Annotated in this window: 13 protein-coding genes and 1 pseudogene; 6 read left to right on the forward strand and 8 right to left on the reverse strand. The window is 65.8% G+C overall.

Going from position 1 to position 19,430, the window contains the following annotated elements:
* Positions 1-46 precede the first annotated feature (46 nt).
* The 4 genes from E1N52_RS28705 to E1N52_RS28720 all read left to right on the forward strand — a co-directional run bounded on the left by E1N52_RS28705 (position 47) and on the right by E1N52_RS28720 (position 5,568).
* On the forward strand, positions 47-1,804 hold the full coding sequence (locus tag E1N52_RS28705) for an ABC transporter ATP-binding protein/permease (protein ID WP_133186250.1): 1,758 nt from the start codon (positions 47-49) through the stop codon (positions 1,802-1,804).
* Entirely contained in the window at positions 1,801-2,568 is a 768-nt protein-coding gene (locus E1N52_RS28710) for an SDR family NAD(P)-dependent oxidoreductase (protein ID WP_133186252.1), read from the forward strand. The genes E1N52_RS28705 and E1N52_RS28710 overlap by 4 nt, the downstream gene beginning before the upstream one ends.
* A 278-nt stretch (positions 2,569-2,846) precedes the next feature.
* The gene (locus E1N52_RS28715) at positions 2,847-4,142 is read left to right on the forward strand and encodes an MFS transporter (RefSeq protein WP_133186254.1); all 1,296 of its coding nucleotides are present in this window, start codon (positions 2,847-2,849) and stop codon (positions 4,140-4,142) included.
* 16 nt (positions 4,143-4,158) lie between these two features.
* Entirely contained in the window at positions 4,159-5,568 is a 1,410-nt protein-coding gene (locus tag E1N52_RS28720) for a D-amino acid dehydrogenase (RefSeq protein WP_342777898.1), read from the forward strand.
* Between the two features lie 33 nt (positions 5,569-5,601).
* On the opposite strand, the gene thpR is transcribed toward E1N52_RS28720, so the two are convergent.
* The 4 genes and pseudogenes from thpR to E1N52_RS28740 all read right to left on the reverse strand — a co-directional run.
* A complete protein-coding gene (thpR, locus tag E1N52_RS28725) occupies positions 5,602-6,162 on the reverse strand; it encodes an RNA 2',3'-cyclic phosphodiesterase (protein ID WP_133186258.1) in 561 nt (186 codons plus the stop codon).
* 158 nt (positions 6,163-6,320) lie between these two features.
* Entirely contained in the window at positions 6,321-7,787 is a 1,467-nt protein-coding gene (locus E1N52_RS28730; RefSeq protein ID WP_133186260.1) for a glutamate synthase subunit beta, read from the reverse strand.
* Positions 7,788-7,891: 104 nt separating this feature from the next.
* A complete protein-coding gene (locus E1N52_RS28735; RefSeq protein WP_133186262.1) occupies positions 7,892-12,592 on the reverse strand; it encodes a glutamate synthase-related protein in 4,701 nt (1,566 codons plus the stop codon).
* A 648-nt stretch (positions 12,593-13,240) separates the two neighbouring features.
* Positions 13,241-13,930, reverse strand: a pseudogene (locus tag E1N52_RS28740) (transposase); the annotation flags it as partial.
* A gap of 189 nt (positions 13,931-14,119) precedes the next feature.
* Here E1N52_RS28740 and E1N52_RS28745 point away from each other — a divergent pair.
* Both E1N52_RS28745 and E1N52_RS28750 read left to right on the forward strand, forming a co-directional pair.
* Positions 14,120-14,839, forward strand: a complete 720-nt coding sequence (locus tag E1N52_RS28745) for an OmpW/AlkL family protein (RefSeq protein WP_133186264.1) — start codon at positions 14,120-14,122, stop codon at positions 14,837-14,839.
* A 375-nt stretch (positions 14,840-15,214) separates the two neighbouring features.
* Positions 15,215-15,589 carry an ElaB/YgaM/YqjD family protein gene (locus E1N52_RS28750; protein WP_133186266.1) on the forward strand — a complete coding sequence of 125 codons (375 nt, stop codon included), beginning with the start codon at positions 15,215-15,217 and terminating at the stop codon, positions 15,587-15,589.
* A gap of 35 nt (positions 15,590-15,624) precedes the next feature.
* On the opposite strand, the gene ugpQ is transcribed toward E1N52_RS28750, so the two are convergent.
* The 4 genes from ugpQ to aroK form a co-directional block, all read right to left on the reverse strand.
* On the reverse strand, positions 15,625-16,380 hold the full coding sequence (gene ugpQ, locus E1N52_RS28755; protein WP_133186310.1) for a glycerophosphodiester phosphodiesterase: 756 nt from the start codon (positions 16,378-16,380) through the stop codon (positions 15,625-15,627).
* Positions 16,381-16,432: 52 nt separating this feature from the next.
* A complete protein-coding gene (locus E1N52_RS28760) occupies positions 16,433-17,659 on the reverse strand; it encodes a deoxyguanosinetriphosphate triphosphohydrolase (RefSeq protein ID WP_133186268.1) in 1,227 nt (408 codons plus the stop codon).
* Positions 17,660-17,693: 34 nt separating this feature from the next.
* Positions 17,694-18,776, reverse strand: a complete 1,083-nt coding sequence (aroB, locus tag E1N52_RS28765; protein WP_133186270.1) for a 3-dehydroquinate synthase — start codon at positions 18,774-18,776, stop codon at positions 17,694-17,696.
* Between the two features lie 63 nt (positions 18,777-18,839).
* Positions 18,840-19,394, reverse strand: a complete 555-nt coding sequence (gene aroK / locus E1N52_RS44895; protein WP_069268233.1) for a shikimate kinase AroK — start codon at positions 19,392-19,394, stop codon at positions 18,840-18,842.
* Between the last annotated feature and the right edge of the window lie 36 nt (positions 19,395-19,430).

The following is a 19,430-nucleotide window of genomic DNA, read 5'->3' on the forward strand; positions in this document are numbered from 1 at the left end:
CGCGCGGCGCATGCCCCCAGCGGGCCGCCACACCTTCAGGACGCACATGACCAACCAACCTGCCCGCGCCACGCCCGATCAGAACGAGCATCAGAAGATCACCGCGTGGAGCCTGATCAAGCCCTACTGGGTCTCCGAGGAACGCTGGATCGCCTGGGGCCTGCTCGTCGCGATCATCGTGATGAACCTGCTCGTCGTGTGGATCAACGTGCGCCTGAACGGCTGGAGCGCGGAGTTCTACAACGCGTTGCAGGCCAAGGACGTCAAGCGCTTCCCGCCGCTGTTGATGACCTTCACCGAGCTGGCGTTCGGCTTCATCATCCTCGCGGTGTATGGCCGCTATCTGCGCCAGATGCTCGGCTTTCGCTGGCGTCAATGGCTCACCACACGGTTCCTGAGCGAGTGGCTCGGCAAGGGCGCGTTCTACCGCATCGAGCGCGACCGCCTCGCCGACAACCCCGACCAGCGGATCAGCGACGACCTCCAGTCGTTCGCCACGACCACGCTCTCGCTCACGCTCGACCTGCTCTCGACGGTCGTCACGCTCATCTCGTTCATCACGATCCTGTGGACGCTCGCGGGCGCGCTCACCGTCACGCTGGGCGGGCAGCCGCTCGCGATTCCGGGCTACATGGTCTGGGCCGCCGCGCTCTATGCCGTGTTCGGCTCGCTCGTGATCCAGAAAGTCGGCCACCCGCTCGTGTCGATCAACTATCAACAACAAAAGGTGGAAGCGGACTTCCGCTTCGGCCTGATCCGGCTGCGCGAAAACGCCGAGCAGATCGCCCTCTACGACGGCATGGACACCGAGCGCGGCAACGCGCAAGGCCTCTTCGCGCACATCAAGGACAACTGGTGGCGCGTGATGAAGTACACGAAGCGCCTCACCTTCGTGCTGAGCTTCTACGGCCAGATCGCCATCATCTTCCCGCTCGTCGTGGCCGCGCCGCGCTACTTCGCGGGCGCCTTCACGTTCGGCGTGCTGATGCAGATCTCGCAGGCGTTCGGCACCGTGAGCGACTCGTTCTCGTGGTTCATCAACAGTTACTCGACGCTGGTCGAATGGCGCGCTACCGTGAATCGTCTGCGCGAATTCGTGCGTGTGGTGCACTCGCCGCGCCTTAAGGAATCGGTCTCGCCCGCCACCGAGCACGGCGGCATCAACCTGCACTTCATCGACAACAACGAGCTCGCCACCGAGCACCTCAAGCTCTCGCTGCCCAATGGCACGCCGCTCTCGGAAGTGCGCGACATCGCCATCAAGCCGGGCTCGCGCTGGCTCGTACGCGGCCCCTCGGGCGCGGGCAAGAGCACGCTGATACGCGCGCTTGCGGGCCTCTGGCCGTTCGGCGAAGGCTCGATCGACGCCCCTGTCGATGCGCGCATGATGTTCATCCCGCAGCAGAGCTATCTGCCCATCGGCACGCTCAAGGCGGCGCTCACCTACCCCTCGCCCGCCGACGACTACAGCGACGAAGACTGCCGCGAAGCGCTGCGTGCCTGCCGCCTCGAAGAGTACGTGGATCGTCTCGGCGAATCGGCGCACTGGACGCGCGTGCTCTCGCCGGGCGAGCAGCAACGCCTCGCCGGCGCGCGCGTGCTGCTGCACAAGCCCGACTATCTGTTCCTCGACGAAGCGACGAGTGCACTCGACCCCGACAACGAAAGCCGTCTCTACAAGCTGTTCATGGAACGCCTGCCCAAGGCAGCGATCGTGAGCGTCGCGCACCGTGAGTCGCTTGCGGCGTACCACCACGAAACGCTCGAGATCGAGCGCATGCCCGAAGAGCGGGTCGCCGCGTGAGCGAAAGCGCGCTGCGCGTCGTGCTGATCACGGGCGCGGGCTCGGGCATCGGCGCGGCGCTCGCGCGTCGCATCGCGGCGCCGGGTGTGGCGTTGATGCTGCACGCGCGCGGCGCGGATGAGGCATCGCGCGCCCGGCTCGCCGCCGTTGCCGCCGAGTGCGAACAGCGCGGCTCGACCTGCGCCACCGCGTACGGCGATCTCGCGCAGGCCGGCCAGGCGAGCGCGCTCGTGGACGCCACGCTTGCGCAATTCGGCGCGCTCGACCAGCTCGTCGCCAACGCTGGGCATGCGCAGCGCCAAACACTCGCCGCGCTCGACACCGCATCGCTCGAAGGCGCCTTCGCGGCCATGCCCGCGGCATTCGCCGGGCTCGTGCAACGCGCGCAGCCGGCACTGGAACGCTCGGCGCGCGCCCGCGTGGTCGCGCTGAGTTCGTTCGTCGCGCACCGCTACCGCGCCGGCGCGCCGTTCGCCGCCACAGCCGCCGCGAAAGCCGCGCTCGAATCTCTGGCGAAAACCGCAGCGGCAGAGCTGGCGCCGCACGGCGTGACAGTGAACTGCGTCGCGCCCGGCTATACGCGCAAGGACAAGGGCCCCACGCCGGAAAACGCGCCGGTGTGGGAGCGCGCGGCGCAGGAAACGCCGCTCGGCCACGTGGCGGATCCCGCCGATGTCGCCGAACTCATTGCCTTCCTGCTCTCGGACGCCGCCCGCCACATCACCGGCCAGGTGATCCACGTCGACGGCGGGCTCACGCTCTAGCGCCGTGCGGTTCCCGCGCGCCATCGTTCGCTTCCTATCGAACTAAATAACGGAATACAACGATAGCGGGCGCCCCAAAATTGCCCCTCGCCTCAGCACGGTTTCGCACCGTAAAATACCCCTCCAGCACACCGGAGACGGGCCGCGTTGCACCGCCCAGCCCTTCAGCGCCAAGCGCACACGCCACCCAACGCGTGTGCGCCAGCCGGGTCGCTTGCGCAGCACATGCCGCTCACCCGGTTCGTTGCGCGCACAACAAATATGGGGGAAGACACGCGATGGGCTACTTTCAATGGTTCACCGAGTTGAACGCGCGCGAGCGACGCACGCTCTACGCGGGATTCGGCGGCTACGCCGTCGACGCGTTCGACTTCATGATCTACTCGTTCCTGATCCCGACGCTCATCGCGACCTGGGGCATGACCAAGAGCGAGGCCGGCATGATCGCGACCAGCTCGCTGATCTCCTCGGCGATCGGCGGCTGGCTCGCCGGCATCCTCGCCGACCGCTACGGCCGCGTGCGCGTGCTGCAGTGGACCATCGCCACCTTCGCGGTCTTCACCTGCCTCTCCGGCTTCACGCATTCGTTCTGGCAACTGCTCGCCACGCGCACGCTGCAGGGCATCGGCTTTGGCGGCGAATGGACGGTCGTCACGATGATGATGGCCGAAACGATCCGCTCGCCGCAGCATCGCGCCAAGGCCGTGGGCACGGTGCAGAGCAGCTGGTCGTTCGGCTGGGGCGCGGCCGCCATCCTGTACTGGGCCTTCTTCGCCCTGCTACCTGAGGAATACGCGTGGCGCGCGTGCTTCTGGATCGGCATCGTGCCTGCGCTCTGGATTCTCTATGTGCGCCGCAACGTGAGCGACCCCGACGTGTTCGTCGCCACGCGCCGGGCGCGCGAAAGCGGCGCGGTGCAAAGCCACTTCATGCAGATCTTCGCGCCCGCGCATCTTGCCACCACCCTGCTCGGCAGCGCGCTGTGCACCGGCATGCTCGGCGGCTACTATGCGATCACCACGTGGCTGCCCACCTATCTCAAGACGGTGCGCCATCTCTCTGTGTTCAACACGAGCGGCTACCTGATCGTGCTGATCGTCGGCTCGTTCACGGGCTACATCGTCGGCGCGATCCTGTGCGACAAGATCGGCCGGCGCGCCTCGTTCATCCTGTTTGCCATCGGCTCGTTTGCGCTCGGCATGGCCTACACGATGCTGCCCATCACCGACACTGCCATGCTCCTGCTCGGCTTTCCGCTCGGCATCGTCGTGCAAGGCATTTTCGCGGGCGTGGGCGCGTATCTCTCGGAGCTCTACCCCAACGCGATCCGCGGCTCGGGCCAGGGCTTCTGCTACAACCTCGGGCGCGGGCTCGGCTCGTTTTTCCCCATTCTCGTGGGCACGTTCGCTCAGACCACTTCGCTCGTGAAGGCGATCGGCGCGGTGGCCGGCGCGGGCTATCTGCTCGTGATCGTCGCGGCGCTGTGCCTGCCGGAGACGAAGGGCAAGGCGCTGACCGAGGAAGTGCCTGCTGCCGGGAGCGAGCAAGCGTCTGCGGAGTCCACTGCACGATGAGCGCGAACATGCTGCAATACCGACCGTCCCTCCCTGTTGTGCGACCGGCATGAAGACGATCGTCCTCGGCGCCGGTGTGATCGGCGTCGCTACTGCGTACTATCTGAGCGAACGAGGCTGCGACGTCACGGTCGTCGAACGGGAACCGGGCGTCGCGCTCGGCACGAGCTTCGGCAACGCCGGCGTCATCGCACCCGGCTATGTCACGCCGTGGGCCGCGCCCGGCATGCCCGCCAAGCTCATCAAGTATCTGCTCAAGCCCACCTCGCCGCTCATCTTCCGGCCCACGCTCGACGCCGCGCAGTGGCGCTGGATCGCGCGCTGGCTGCGCGAATGCGATCTCGCGCGCTTTCGCGTGAACAAGCAGCGCATGCAGCGCATCGCCTATTACAGCCGTGAATGCCTGCACGCGTTTCGCGCCACGCACGCGTTCGAGTACGGGCGCAGCCAGGGCTATCTCCAGCTCTTTCGCAGCGACTACGACCTCGAACTCGCGCAACCGGCGCTCGGCGTGTTGCGCGATGCGGGCATCGTCTATCGCGAACTCGATGCCACCGCCTGCGCGCAGGTCGAGCCGGGGCTCGCCTGGTCACGAGTGAAACCGGTGGCGGGCGTCTATCTGCCCGAAGACGAGGCCGGCGACTGTGCACGCTTCACGCGCGAACTGCGCTCCGTCTGCGAATCACGCGGCGTCACGTTTTTGTTCGATACCGAAGTGCTCGCGCTCGAAGCCGCGGGCGGCAAGGTGAGCGGCGTGCGCGTGCGCGCGGTGCCCGGACGGCGCACGGCGAACAACCGCCGCGAGCTGCGGGAGCAGCGACGTGAGGAACGCCGCGCGCCCGCTCAGGTGCTGCGCCCCGCCGACCTGAACGAGGTCGCCGATACCGGACCGCAAACGCTCGCCGCCGACGCCGTGGTGGTCGCACTGGGCGTGGAGAGCGCGGCGCTCGTCGCGCCGCTTGGCGTGCGGGTGCCGCTGTATCCGGTGAAGGGCTATTCGGCCACGCTGCCCGTGGTCGACGAGCAGAAGGCCCCGCGCGCCGCGCTCATGGACGAGTCGCTCAAGACAGCGATCACGCGCTTCGGCCCGTATCTGCGTGTGGCGGGGACGGCGGAACTGGGCGACCACCGCGCGACGCTGCGCGAACAGGCGCTGCAAACGCTCATGAAGGTGCTCGACGACTGGTTCCCGCACGCCGCGACGCCTTCCTCGGCGCAATTCTGGGTGGGGCGCCGACCGATGGTGCCGGACGGCGCGCCGCTGCTCGGCACGTCGGGCGTGGATGGCCTGTGGCTGAACGTCGGGCACGGCTCGACAGGCTGGGCGATGTCGATGGGCTCGGGCCGCGTGCTCGCGGATCTCGTCACGCAACGCGTGCCGGAAATCGATCTCGATGGATTGACGCTGGCCCGGTATCGCCCCTAGGCGTCGGCCGAGACTACACAGCGCGACGACACCTCAATCGAGCGCGACGCTCGCCAAAGCCTCGTAGCGCGCGCCCTGCCTCGCCAGCGTGCTCGAATACAGCACCAGCGACTCGAATCGCAACGGCGGCAGCGCTTCCCCGCCGCTTGCCGCCGGTGCGCCCACGGCGTCGCGCGCGAAACGCGCGAGCGTCACGTGCGGGCGGAACGCTCGCGCGTCGAGCGGCAATCCCACGTCTCCCATGAGTGAGCGCACGCGCCAGTCGAGCGCCGTGAACGCGTCCGACATCGCGAGCACGGCCACCATGAGGCGCGGATGCGCGCGTCCAGGCCAGCATTCGATATGCGTGACTTGCGCGGGTGGGATGAGCGGCGCGTGCTCGGCGAGCCGCCGCGAGAGCATGTGCCCCTGGTCGAACGACATCGCGCCGATGAACGTCACTGTCAGATGGAGTTGCGCATAGGGCACGCGCCGCGCATTGGGCGGCACGTCGAGCGCGGCGAGCGCATCGCGCGACGCCGCAGTGGGCGACAGCGCGATGAAGCAGCGCCGCCATTGCTGCGTGTCACGATCGGTCTCGCGGGCTTCGGACATGATCGGCGGGCCTCGTTCGGTCGGGCAATCGCGTCATGGTAACCCTGTCGGGCGCAGACGTAAAAAAGCCGGGTCATCCTTGCGGATGCCCGGCTTTCCAGCTTCGTGTCTCCTGCCGTCTCCCGTGCGTCCCGTCGAATCAACGGGACACACCGGATTTAACGCGGCAGCTCCGAGCTGCCCATCAGGTACGCGTCGACGGAGCGCGCGCACTGACGGCCCTCACGGATCGCCCACACCACGAGCGACTGGCCGCGGCGCATGTCGCCAGCGGTGAAGACCTTGTCGACCGACGTGTAGTACGCCTTCTCGCCTTCGGTCGAGGCACGCACGTTGCCGCGCGCATCCTTCTCGACGCCGAATGCTTCGAGCACAGGCGAAACCGGCTGCGTGAAGCCCATGGCGAGCAGCACGAGATCGGCCTTCATTTCGAATTCCGAGCCCGGCACTTCGACCATCTTGCCGTCCTTCCACTCCACGCGCGCGGCGATAAGCTTCTCGATCTTGCCGTTCTTGCCTTCGAGGCGCTTGGTCGCAACCGACCAGTCACGCGAGCAGCCTTCGTCGTGCGACGACGACGTGCGCAGCTTGATCGGCCAGTACGGCCACACGAGCGGCTTGTTCTCTTCTTCGGGCGGCTGCGGCAGCAGTTCGAACTGCGTGACGCTCTTCGCGCCGTGACGGTTCGAGGTGCCCACGCAGTCGGAACCCGTATCGCCGCCGCCGATCACGACCACGTGCTTGCCCTTGGCGAGCAGCTGGTTCGGCAGCTTGTCGCCGGCGTTGACCTTATTCTGCTGCGGCAGGAACTCCATGGCGTAGTAGATGCCTTCGAGTTCGCGGCCCGGCACCGGCAGATCACGTGGCGTTTCCGAACCGCCTGCGATCACCACGGCGTCGAACTGATCCTTCAGTTCGTCCGGCGAGATCGTTTCCTTCGCCGTATTGCCGATGTACGCGGGCAGTTCGCCCTTGCCGATGAACACGTTGGTGCGGAACGTCACGCCTTCGGCTTCCATCTGGCGCATGCGGCGGTCGATCAGCCACTTCTCCAGCTTGAAGTCGGGGATGCCGTAGCGCAGCAGGCCGCCGATGCGGTCGTTCTTCTCGAACACCGTCACGTCGTGACCGGCGCGCGCAAGCTGTTGTGCGGCGGCGAGGCCCGCGGGGCCCGAACCGACCACGGCAACCTTCTTGCCCGTCTTGTGCTTCGCGACTTGCGGCGCGACCCAGCCTTCGGCCCAGGCCTTGTCGATGATCGCGTGCTCGATCGACTTGATGCCGACCGGGTCGTCGTTGATGCCGAGCGTGCACGCCGCTTCGCAGGGCGCCGGGCAGATACGCCCCGTGAACTCGGGGAAATTGTTCGTGGAATGCAGGACGTCGATCGCGCTCTTCCAGTCCTGGCGGAACACGAGGTCGTTGAAGTCCGGAATGATGTTGTTGACCGGGCAGCCGTTATTGCAGAACGGGATGCCGCAGTCCATGCAGCGTGCGCCCTGGATCTTCGCGTCGGCGTCGGTGAGCGCCGCCACGAATTCCTTGTAGTGCTTCACACGCGTGAGCGGTGCTTCGTACGCCTCATGCTGGCGCTCGAACTCGAGAAAACCGGTTGCCTTACCCATATGGTTCTCGTCTATCTCTATCTATTCGGTGAGGGGACCGCACCCGCCGCCGCTTCAGTGAGCGCGGCGGGCGCTTCGTCTTCGTTCAGTCGTCGTCTTGCGGATCAGGCCGCCAGTTCTTCCTGGTTCGCCTTCTTCGCGCCGAGTTCGCCCAGTGCGCGCTTGTATTCCGTCGGGAACACCTTCACGAACTGGCGGCGCGCCGCATCCCAGTTTTCGAGCAGCGCCTTGGCGCGCGGCGAGCCCGTGAACTGGAAGTGACGCTCGACGAGTCCCTTGAGCAGCGCTTCGTCGGTCTGGCCTGCGTGCCACAGTGCGCGGTCCACGGTGCGCTCCTGTTCGGCCTGTTGCAGGACCGGGTCGAGCGCGACCATCGACTTGTTGCACTTGCCGGCGAACGTGCCGTCCGGGTCGTACACGTAGGCGATACCGCCCGACATGCCCGCCGCGAAGTTACGGCCCGTTTCGCCGAGCACGACCACCGTGCCGCCCGTCATGTATTCGCAGCCGTGGTCGCCCGTGCCTTCGACAACCGCCGTCGCGCCCGAGTTACGCACCGCGAAACGCTCGCCCGCCACGCCGCGCAGGAAGGCTTCGCCTTCGAGTGCGCCGTACATCACCGTGTTGCCGCAGATGATGTTTTCTTCGGACTTGCCGCGGAAGTCGTTGGTCGGACGGATGATGATGCGACCGCCCGACAGGCCCTTGCCGACGTAGTCGTTGCCGTCGCCCACGAGGTCCAGCGTGATGCCACGTGCGAGGAACGCGCCGAAGCTCTGACCCGCCGTGCCCTTGAGCTGGATGTGGATCGTGTCTTCCGGCAGACCGTCGTGGCCGTACTTCTTAGCGACGACGCCCGAAAGCATCGCGCCGACCGTGCGGTTCACGTTGCGCACCGGCTGGATGAACGAGACGTGCTCGCCCGTTTCGATCGCAGCCTTCGCCTTCTCGATCAGCGTGTGATCGAGCGCGCGGTCCAGACCGTGGTCTTGCGTGTCGACGTGCTTCTTCGCGACTTCAGCGCCAACCGACGGCTGATAGAACACGCGCGAGAAGTCGAGACCCTTCGCCTTCCAGTGTTCCACGCCACGGCGCGTGTCGAGCAGATCCGCGCGGCCGACCAGATCGTCGAACTTGCGGATACCCAGTTGCGCCATGATTTCGCGCACTTCTTCAGCGATGAAGAAGAAGAAGTTGACGACGTGCTCGGGCTGGCCCGAGAACTTCGCGCGCAGCACCGGATCTTGCGTCGCAACGCCGACCGGGCAGGTGTTCAGGTGGCACTTGCGCATCATGATGCAGCCCTGGACGACGAGCGGCGCCGTCGCAAAGCCGAATTCGTCTGCGCCGAGCAGCGCGCCGATCACCACGTCGCGGCCCGTCTTCATCTGGCCGTCGGCCTGCACGCGGATACGGCCGCGCAGCTGGTTCAGCACCAGCGTTTGCTGCGTTTCCGCCAGACCGAGTTCCCACGGCGTGCCAGCGTGCTTGAGCGACGAGAGCGGCGAGGCGCCCGTGCCGCCGTCGTGACCGGCGATCACAACGTGGTCGGCCTTGGCCTTCGCCACGCCGGCTGCCACCGTGCCCACGCCCACTTCCGACACCAGCTTCACCGAAATCGACGAAACCGGGTTCACGTTCTTCAGGTCGTGAATGAGCTGCGCCAGGTCTTCGATCGAATAGATGTCGTGGTGCGGCGGCGGCGAGATGAGGCCCACGCCCGGCACCGAGTAACGCAGCTTGCCGATGTACTCCGAAACCTTGTGGCCCGGCAACTGACCGCCTTCGCCCGGCTTCGCGCCCTGCGCCATCTTGATCTGGATCTGGTCCGCCGACGACAGGTACTCCGCCGACACGCCGAAGCGGCCCGACGCCACCTGCTTGATCTTCGAACGCAGCGAGTCGCCATCCTTCAGCGTGATGTCCTTGACGACTTCTTCGCCGATGATCGAACGCATCGTGTCGCCGTTCTTGATCGGAATGCCGCGCAGTTCGTTGCGATAGCGCTTCTCGTCTTCGCCGCCTTCACCCGTGTTCGACTTGCCGCCGATACGGTTCATCGCAACAGCCAGCGTGGCGTGCGCTTCGGTCGAGATCGAGCCGAGCGACATCGCGCCCGTGGCGAAACGCTTGACGATTTCCTTGGCCGGCTCGACGTCGTCGATCGAGATCGCGCGCGCCGGGTCGAGGCGGAATTCGAACAGACCGCGGAACGTCATGTGGCGCTTCGTCTGATCGTTGATCAGGTGCGCGTATTCCTTGTACGTCTGGTACGAGTTGCTGCGCGCCGAGTGCTGGAGCTTGGCGATTGCGTCCGGCGTCCACATGTGGTCTTCGCCGCGCACGCGGTACGCGTACTCGCCACCCGCGTCGAGCATGTTGGCGAGAACCGGGTTGTCGCCGAATGCGTCGCGGTGCAGACGGATCGCTTCTTCAGCCACTTCGAAGAGGCCGATGCCGCCCACCTTCGAGGCCGTACCCTTGAAGTACTTGGCGATCAGATCGTCAGCCAGACCGACGGCTTCGAAAATCTGCGCGCCCGTGTACGACATGTACGTGGAGATGCCCATCTTCGACATCACCTTGAGCAGGCCCTTGCCCACTGCCTTGGTGAAGTTGTAGACGGCCTTCTCGCCCGACAGGTCGCCCTTTAGGCCCTGCGCCATCTGCGCGAGCGTTTCCATCGCGAGGTACGGGTGCACGGCTTCCGCGCCGAAACCGGCGAGCAGCGCGAAGTGGTGCGTCTCACGCGCCGAGCCCGTTTCCACGACGAGACCCGTGCTCGTGCGCAGACCGTGCTGCACGAGGTGCGAGTGGATCGCCGAGGTGGCGAGCAGCGCCGGGATCGCGACGTTGTCGCGGTCCGCGCGGCGGTCCGACACGATCAGGATGTTGTAGCCCGACTTGACCGCATCGACGGCTTCCGCGCACAGCGACGCGAGGCGCGCTTCGATGCCTTCCTTGCCCCAGGCCACCGGGTAGCAGATGTTCAGCTCGTAGCTGCTGAACTTGCCGCCCGTGTACTGCTCGATCGCGCGGATCTTCGCGATGTCCTTGAAGTCGAGCACCGGCTGCGACACTTCGAGACGCATCGGCGGGTTGATGTTGTTGGTGTCGAGCAGGTTCGGCTTCGGGCCGATGAACGACACGAGCGACATCACCATGTTTTCACGGATCGGGTCGATCGGCGGGTTCGTGACCTGCGCGAACAGCTGCTTGAAGTAGTTGTAGAGCGTCTTGTTCTTGTTGGACATGACCGCCAGCGGCGAGTCGTTGCCCATCGAACCGACAGCCTCTTCGCCCGACATCGCCATCGGCGCCATCAGGAACTTGAGGTCTTCCTGCGTGTAGCCGAACGCCTGCTGACGGTCGAGCAGCGCGGCGGCTTCGGCGCGCGCGGTCGCGACGTCTTCCGCCTTCGGCTCGATCTCGTCGAGCTTGATGCGCACGGCGTCGATCCAGCTCTTGTACGGCTTGGCGTTGGCGAGGTTGTCCTTGAGTTCCTTGTCGTCGATGATGCGGCCGTGTTCCATGTCGATCAGGAACATCTTGCCCGGCTGCAGACGCCACTTCTTGACGATCTTCGACTCGGGGATCGGCAGCGTGCCGGCTTCCGAAGCCATGATGACGAGGTCGTCGTCCGTGACGATGTAGCGCGCCGGACGCAGACCGTTACGGTCGAGCGTCGCGCCGATCTGACGGCCGTCGGTGAACGCGATCGCGGCGGGGCCGTCCCACGGCTCCATCATCGCGGCGTGATATTCGTAGAACGCCTTGCGGTTCTCGTCCATCAGCGTGTGCTGTTCCCAGGCTTCCGGGATCATCATCATCATCGCGTGGACGAGCGGGTAGCCGGCCATCACCAGCAGTTCGAGACAGTTGTCGAACGATGCGGTGTCGGACTGGCCCGGATAGATCAGCGGCCAGAGCTTGGGCAGGTCGTCGCCCAGAACGTGCGAGGCGATCGCGCCGGTACGGGCGTTCAGCCAGTTCACGTTGCCCTTCACGGTGTTGATTTCACCGTTGTGGGCGATCATGCGGTACGGGTGAGCCAGTTCCCACGCCGGGAACGTGTTCGTCGAGAAGCGCTGGTGCACGAGCGCCAGTGCCGAGACCACGCGCTCGTCCTGCAGGTCGCGGTAGTACACGCCGACCTGGCCGGCGAGCAGCAGGCCCTTGTAGACGACCGTGCGCGCCGAGCACGACGGCACGAAGTATTCCTTGCCGTGCTTGAGCTTGAGCGCCTGAATGCGGTGGCTCGCGGTCTTGCGGATGATGTACAGCTTGCGCTCGAGCGCGTCCGTGACCATCACGTCCTTGCCGCGGCCGATGAAGATCTGGCGGATCAGCGGCTCGCTCGCCTTCACCGTGGGCGAAATCGGCATGGCGTGATCGACCGGCACATCGCGCCAGCCCAGCACGACCTGGCCTTCGGCGCGCACCGTGCGCTCGAGTTCCTGTTCGCAGGCGAGACGCGAGGCGTGTTCCTTCGGCAGGAAGATCATGCCGACGCCGTACTCGCCGAACGGCGGCAGCGTCACGCCCTGCTTGGCCATCTCTTCGCGATAGAACGCGTCCGGAATCTGGATCAGGATGCCCGCGCCGTCGCCCATCAGCGGATCGGCGCCCACGGCGCCCCGGTGGTCGAGGTTCTCGAGAATCTTCAGGCCTTGCTGAATGATTTCGTGGCTCTTCTTGCCCTTGATATGGGCGACGAAGCCGACGCCACAGGCGTCGTGTTCGTTTTGCGGGTCATAGAGACCTTGCGCGGCGGGCACCGCGGCGCGCTGCTGGTGATCGTTCATGGGGACACCGTCAGAGTGGGGGCCGTTGCCGGCCGTTGAATCCGTTTTCTTGATTTACGCCGCTTACGTGACCGCTGTACGGCGTTGCGCGGGTACTACGTGCTTCCCGCGTTATGCGCCCAGGAGAGCCGAAAGGCGAATATACGCGACGAATCAAGGGGATGCAAATAAAACGTCGTGTTCGAACCCCAATTATCGAGTTGGTGCATTCGCACATTTTTTTATTGGGGTCATATTAAATTTGGGCAAAAGAAAACGGCATCCGGAGATGCCGTTTATCTCGTAAACACTTGATCCGAAAAGCAATCAGTGAGTGCCGGTACCCGGCTTGCGCTCGTCGTGTTCCGAACTCGAGTCGGAAGAGCCTCCGCTGCCGGATCCCTGTGAACCACCGGAATGGCCGCTCGCGCCACCCGGATTTCCACCCGATGTTGTAGCCGAACCACTCCCGGCGTGGCCGCTTCCATGCGTCGAAGTCGAGCCGGCCGGATTGGCGCCAGAGTGCGAAGTTGAATAGGGGCCAGATTGACCGGCGCCGTGGCCAGCCGATTGACCACCTGCCCCACCCGATCCGGGCGCAGGCGTCGAGGAAGCGCTCGCGGTGGACGCCGCGCCAATTGCGCCCGGCGTTGCCGGCGTGCCCGGCGCTTCGCGCACCTTGCGCGGGCGCCCGCGCGGCAGCGGCGAGACACGCCGGTTCGCCGTGCGCGACGCCCAATCGCGGTAAGTGTCGCTGCCGAGCACCCAGCCCTTGAGCGTGGCCTGCATGAGCTGCGTCGTTTCGCGTTCGTCGAGCACCTGCTCGCAGAGTTCGCGATACGCGCGCTGACGCTCGAACGGCGTATTGCCGAGCGCCCAGTAAAGCGGATGGTCGGTGATGAGGCTGTCGACGGTGAGGCCGATGTGATGCCGGTAGCTCGACCATCGATAGTCTTCGGGCGCCGTCACGAGGTGGCTGCGCACCGGAGCGAGCTCGACGACGCGGCTCGCCAGCAGGAAGAAGCGCTCGCCCTCGATGACCGTCGCGCGGTAGCGCCCCTCCCAGAGCGTGCCGCGACGCGCATAGCGCCGGTTGAAATGCGCCACGTAGCGCCGGCCGACCGCCTGCATTGCCTTAGGCAGGCTGGATTCGTCGGAGGGCGTGACGAGCAGTTGCACCGCGCCGGGCATCAAAACCCACGCATGCACCGCCAGATGATGATCGCGCGCCGCGGCCTTCAGGCAGTCGATGAACAGTTCGTAGTCCTGGTCATCGACGAACGCGGGCTGCTGATCGAGTCCGCGCAGGATCACATGCTGTGGCTGATCGGGAACATAAAGACGTGCAAGCCGTGCCATGCTCGATTTTCCTGGTTCCGTTGGTGAATACCCGCAGACCCGCCAGGCCCCACCAGCGCTAGTTCTCGCTGGCATGCGGCTTCGGCGGAAAGCTCGCGGCGCTTAGTAAAAAAGCTCTAACGGTCGCGTCTGGTTTGTTGCAAACGTTGTGTTCATAATGAGCGGGCCTTTCATGGAGGAGCAATTAATATGAAATTAAAACAGGCGCTGGCAGGGGTCGCCGCGCTCGCCAGTTTCACGGCAGCACACGCACAATCCGCAAACACGTTCTACGTCACCACCGGCTGGTTCCGCTTCATGCCTCAGGACACCAGCGATCCGCTCAAGATCGACAGTGTCGGCGGCACGCCCGTCAACATGGCCATTCCGAACACGGGCGCCAGTGTCGGCTCGGCCGACACCGTGGGCTTCTCCCTCGGCTACTACATCACCGACCACTTCGCTACCGAAGCCGAACTGGGCATTCCGCCGAAGTTCGATATTTCCGGCGGCGGCAGCTTCAGCAGCTTCGGCAAAGTCGGCTCGGCGAAACTGTGGAGCCCTGCGCTGCTGTTCAAGTACTACTTCAACAGCCCGGAAGCAAAATTCCGTCCTTACCTCGGCATCGGCGTGACCTACGCCTGGTTCACCGACGCGAAGATCACCAACGGCTCCTTCGAAAACGGTGTGCTTGGGGGTCCGACCAGTGTTTCGACGGATCGTTCCTGGGCCCCCGTGTTTAACCTGGGCTTCAACTACAACTTCACGAAGCACTGGTTCGCCGGTTTCTCGCTCTCGTACATTCCGATCAACGTGACCGCCACGTACAACACGACGCTGAACAATCAGTTCGGGACGCAGCGCGTCGCGGAATCGAAGATTCACCTGAACCCGCTCGTGACGTACCTGAAGGTCGGCTACAACTTCTAACGCGCCCCGGCGCCCTGCATTACCTCGCGCCGGCCCTTCGCCTCGCCCTTGCGGCGTCTGGCGAAGGGCGGCATCTCCCGCCCGCTCGTTGCGTTCCCGCCTTAGCGTCTCCATCGAATTTTCCCCACCTTCGCATGGGCTTATCCTGATTCTATGCCTCTGGGAAAAAGCGTGCTGTCCCCGTAATCACCTGTTTTGTCACCAGAGAGCGGAGCCCCGCCTGGCGGGCGTTTGCGCCCGGCTTGCTGCGCTCGTTCAAGGCTCGGGCACTGGAATTGCGCAATACTTGCACTCCGGGCCTCGCCCTCCCGCGCCCTTTTTCGTGCGCCCCGCGGCGAGCCTTTTACCTGTGACTTTTCAACGACGGAGCCATACATGAGCGCCTTTCCGAACACGCGAGAAGCCCTCGGAGATTCCTGGACGCGCACGAGCCGACACGCGCGGCGCATCGCGCGCCGCGGCCGCAGCGCCGCCGCCGATATCACCGACGAGTTGCGTGATCTGCTCGCCGAGCTGGAAAACACGCTGGGCGAAGGAACCCAGGCCGATGCCGCCGCGCTGCGCGCCGACATCCGCAAGCGTCTCGACGCCGCCCGCGAGCGGCTCGAAGTCGCGCGTGCAGCCGCGCGCGACCATACCGACGCGGCCATCGCCGGCGCTGACGACTACGTACACCGTAATCCCTGGCAGGCCGTAGCGATCGCGGGCGGCGTGGCGCTGGTAGTGGGCGCGCTGCTCTCGCGCCGCTGAAGGAAGATCCGGGCGCTGGCCGCCCGGCCTGGGCCTCACGCGTCGAGCGCGTGCGGCCCGATCAGGTCGATACGGTCGGTGCAGACCGTATCGACGCCCCAGCTCACAAGCTGGCGAGCGCGGTCGAGGTCGTTCACCGTATAGGCGAGGATGAAAAGCCCCGCCGACTTGATGCGCTCCACAAGCGCCTCGTCCAGATGGCGATGGCTCGCATGCAGCGACACACACTCGAGCGCCGCCGTCTGCTCGCGCCAGTCGGCGGGCACGCGCTCGAATAGCAGACCGCGCGGCAGTTCCGGCGCGCTCTCGCGCGCCGCCTCGAGCGCTGCATAAGAAAACGACGACAGCAAAGGCGGCATGCCTGCCCGCGCTTCGCGCTCCCACAGGCGTGCCGTTTCGGCGCCGACAATGCGTCCTGTCTCCACGTCGCGGCCCGTGCAGGGCTTGATCTCGACGTTCGCCGCAAGCCCCAGCTCACGACAACACGCTGCGACTTGAGCGAGCGTCGGCATTGGCTCGCCCGTAAAACGCGCATCCCGCCAGCTGCCCGCGTCCAACGCGGCAAGTTCCGCATAGCGCATGGACGCGGCCGCGCCGTGCCCGTTCGACGTGCGGTTCACCGTGTCGTCGTGCAGCAGGAACGCGACGTTGTCGACGGACAGCTTGGCGTCGAACTCGGCCATCGTATGGCCGAGGCTCGCACCAGTGCGCAGACCCGCCAGCGTGTTTTCGGGCGCGAGCGTGCCGCCCCCTCGATGCGCGGCGACGCGCGGATACAGCCAGGACTTGATCAAATGGGCTCCCGAAATCGGCAGGGGCGGTGAGATGGGGCGAGGCGCGCCCTCAAACGTCGTCGGCGACGACGAAGAGGCGGCGGTACTCCTTCAGGGCATAGCGGTCGGTCATGCCCGCGATGTAATGCGCAATCAGCCGCGGCTGCACGGCGGCGTCCTGCGTCTGGTACGGGGGCGGCAAAAGCCGTGGGTCTTCGCTGAACGCATCGAACAGCCCCTTCACCACGCGCCGCGCCTTGTTGGCCATGCGCATCACGCGATAGTGGCGGTACAGGTTGCGGTAGAGGAAGCGCTTGAGCGCAGCCGCCTGCGCGGCCACGCGCTCGCTGTGCGCGACGAGAGCGGGTGCCGCACGCACGTCTTCGAGCGACTGCGGCGCGCACTCGGCGAGATTACGCCGCGTCTGCCCGATCAGATCGACGATCAGCGTGTTGATGATGCGCCTCACCGTCTCGTGAATCAGCCGGCGGCCCTCGATCTGCGGATATTCGGCGCGCGCGGCGTCGTAGTGCGTTTGCCAGAGTTCGACCTCGGCGAGCTGCTCGATGGTGAGCAGGCCCGAGCGCAAGCCATCGTCGACGTCGTGGTTGTTGTAGGCAATTTCGTCGGCGATGTTGGCGATCTGCGCTTCGATGGACGGCTGCCGGCCGAGCAGAAAGCGCTCGCCCAGATCGCCGAGATGCCGCGCATGCTCGCGCGAGCAGTGCTTGAGGATGCCTTCGCGTGTCTCGAAGCAGAGGTTCAGGCCGTCGAACGCGCCGTAGTGCTCTTCGAGCTCGTCCACGACCGCGAGGCTCTGCAGATTGTGTTCGAAGCCACCGTGTTCGCGCATGCACTCGTTGAGCGCGTCCTGGCCCGCATGGCCGAACGGCGTATGGCCGAGGTCGTGGGCGAGCGAGATCGCTTCGACCAGATCCTCGTTCACGCGCAGGTTACGGGCGACCGAGCGGGCGATCTGCGCGACTTCCAGGCTGTGCGTGAGCCGCGTGCGAAAGAGATCGCCCTCGTGATTCACGAACACCTGGGTTTTGTACTCGAGGCGGCGAAACGCCGTGGAATGGACGATGCGATCGCGGTCGCGCTGGAACTCGCTGCGCGCGGCGGGCGGCGGCTCGGGATAACGCCGGCCGCGCGTGCGCGAGGCGTGCGCCGCGTACGGCGCGAGGCCCTCGTCGAATGACGCGACTAGCGCGGCGGAAGCGTCGCCGCCATGCGCGTCGCCAAGTCCTTGAACACTACGGGGATCACTACGGTTATCGCTGCGGGTGTCGCTCACCGTTCCTCCGCAAGGGGTTATCGCCGGCGCCGCCTCAATTCTGCGTCGCGGCGGCGAGCGTGGCCTGCACGGCTTCGTCGGGCGCGCGGCCGATGTGCGTCTCGCCGAAGCACTTGAGCAGGATGAACTTGATCGCCCCGCCCTCGGCCTTCTTGTCGACCTGCATCAGCTCGACATAGCGGGCCGCGCCGAGCGCGGGCGCGCGCACCGGCAGCTTCGCGGCCTCGACCACGCGCACGAGGCGCGCGCGCGAGGCTTCGTCCAGCATGCCCATGCGCACCGAAAGGTCCGCCGCCATCACCATGCCGCAGCCCACTGCCTCGCCGTGCAGCCACTCACCGTAGCCGAGCCCGGCCTCGATCGCGTGGCCGAACGTATGGCCGAAGTTGAGGATGGCGCGCAGGCCGCCCTCGCGCTCGTCGGCGGCCACGACCGATGCCTTGATCTCGCACGAGCGCTTGACCGCGTGCGCGAGCGCTTCAGGCTCGCAACGGTTGAGCGATTCGACGTTGGCTTCGATCCAGTCGAAGAATTCGGCGTCGGCAATCGCGCCGGTCTTGATGACCTCGGCAATGCCCGCCGCCAGTTCGCGCTCCGGCAGCGTGGCAAGCGCGCCAATGTCGGCGATCACGGCCTGCGGCTGGTAAAACGCGCCGATCATGTTCTTGCCGTGCGGATGATTGATGCCCGTCTTGCCGCCCACCGACGAATCGACCTGCGAAAGCAGCGTGGTCGGCACCTGGATGAACGGCACGCCGCGCATGTAGCAGGCGGCCGCGAAGCCCGTCATGTCCCCCGTCACGCCGCCGCCCAGCGCGATGAGCGTGGTCTTGCGATCGGCGCGCGAGGTGAGCAGCGCGTCGAAGATCTCGTTGAGCGTTTCCCAGTTCTTGTGCGCCTCGCCGTCGGGCAACACCACCGTATTGACGTCCTTGCCGAGCGGCGCAAGCGCGGCGCGCAGCGTCTCGCCGTACAGCGGATCGACGACGGTGTTCGTCACGATCGTCACCGACTTGCCGGCGATATGAGGCGCGAAGAGCGCCGTCTGACCGATCAGGCCGGAACCGATATGGATGGGGTAGGCGCGGTCGCCCAGTTCGACGTTGACGGTAATCATGCTCTGAATCTTTTGGGTTTCCGATGCACTGCCTGCTGCACGACAAACTGCGCGACCTGCGCCCTACTCGCGCGCCGTGGCCCGCACGACGCCGGCCATGTCGAGCTGCATCAGCACCATGTTGACGAGTCCGTTGACGGAAGGCCGGCCGGTTTCGATCACGAAGTCCGCGACTTCGCGATACAGCGGGTCGCGCACTTCGTACAGCGCTTCGAGCCGCGCCTTGGGGTCTTCGGTTTGCAGGAGCGGGCGATTCTTGTCGCGCCGCGTGCGCAGCCACAGGTCGTGCGGATGCGCACGCAGATACACGACGAAGCCGCGCGCCTTGAGCGCCGCGCGATTCTCGGGCCGCAGCACCGCGCCGCCGCCGGTCGCAAGGACAATGCCTTCGCGCCCCGTGAGCTCTTCGATCATCTGGGCCTCGCGGTCGCGAAAGCCCGCTTCGCCTTCGAGCTCGAAGATCACCGGGATGCGCGCGCCCGTGCGCGCCTCGATCTCGTGATCGGAGTCGAAGAACGGACGCTCCAGCCGGCGCGCGACCGCCCGGCCCACGGTCGTCTTGCCGGCGCCCATGAGCCCTACGAAAAATACATTGGCGTTTGCGTCCCGCACTTGCAGCGTTTCCTACGAAAGGTTGGTGCCGCAGCTTACTGG

The sequence above is a fragment of the Paraburkholderia guartelaensis genome, from assembly GCF_004353905.1.
GTDB lineage: Bacteria > Pseudomonadota > Gammaproteobacteria > Burkholderiales > Burkholderiaceae > Paraburkholderia > Paraburkholderia guartelaensis.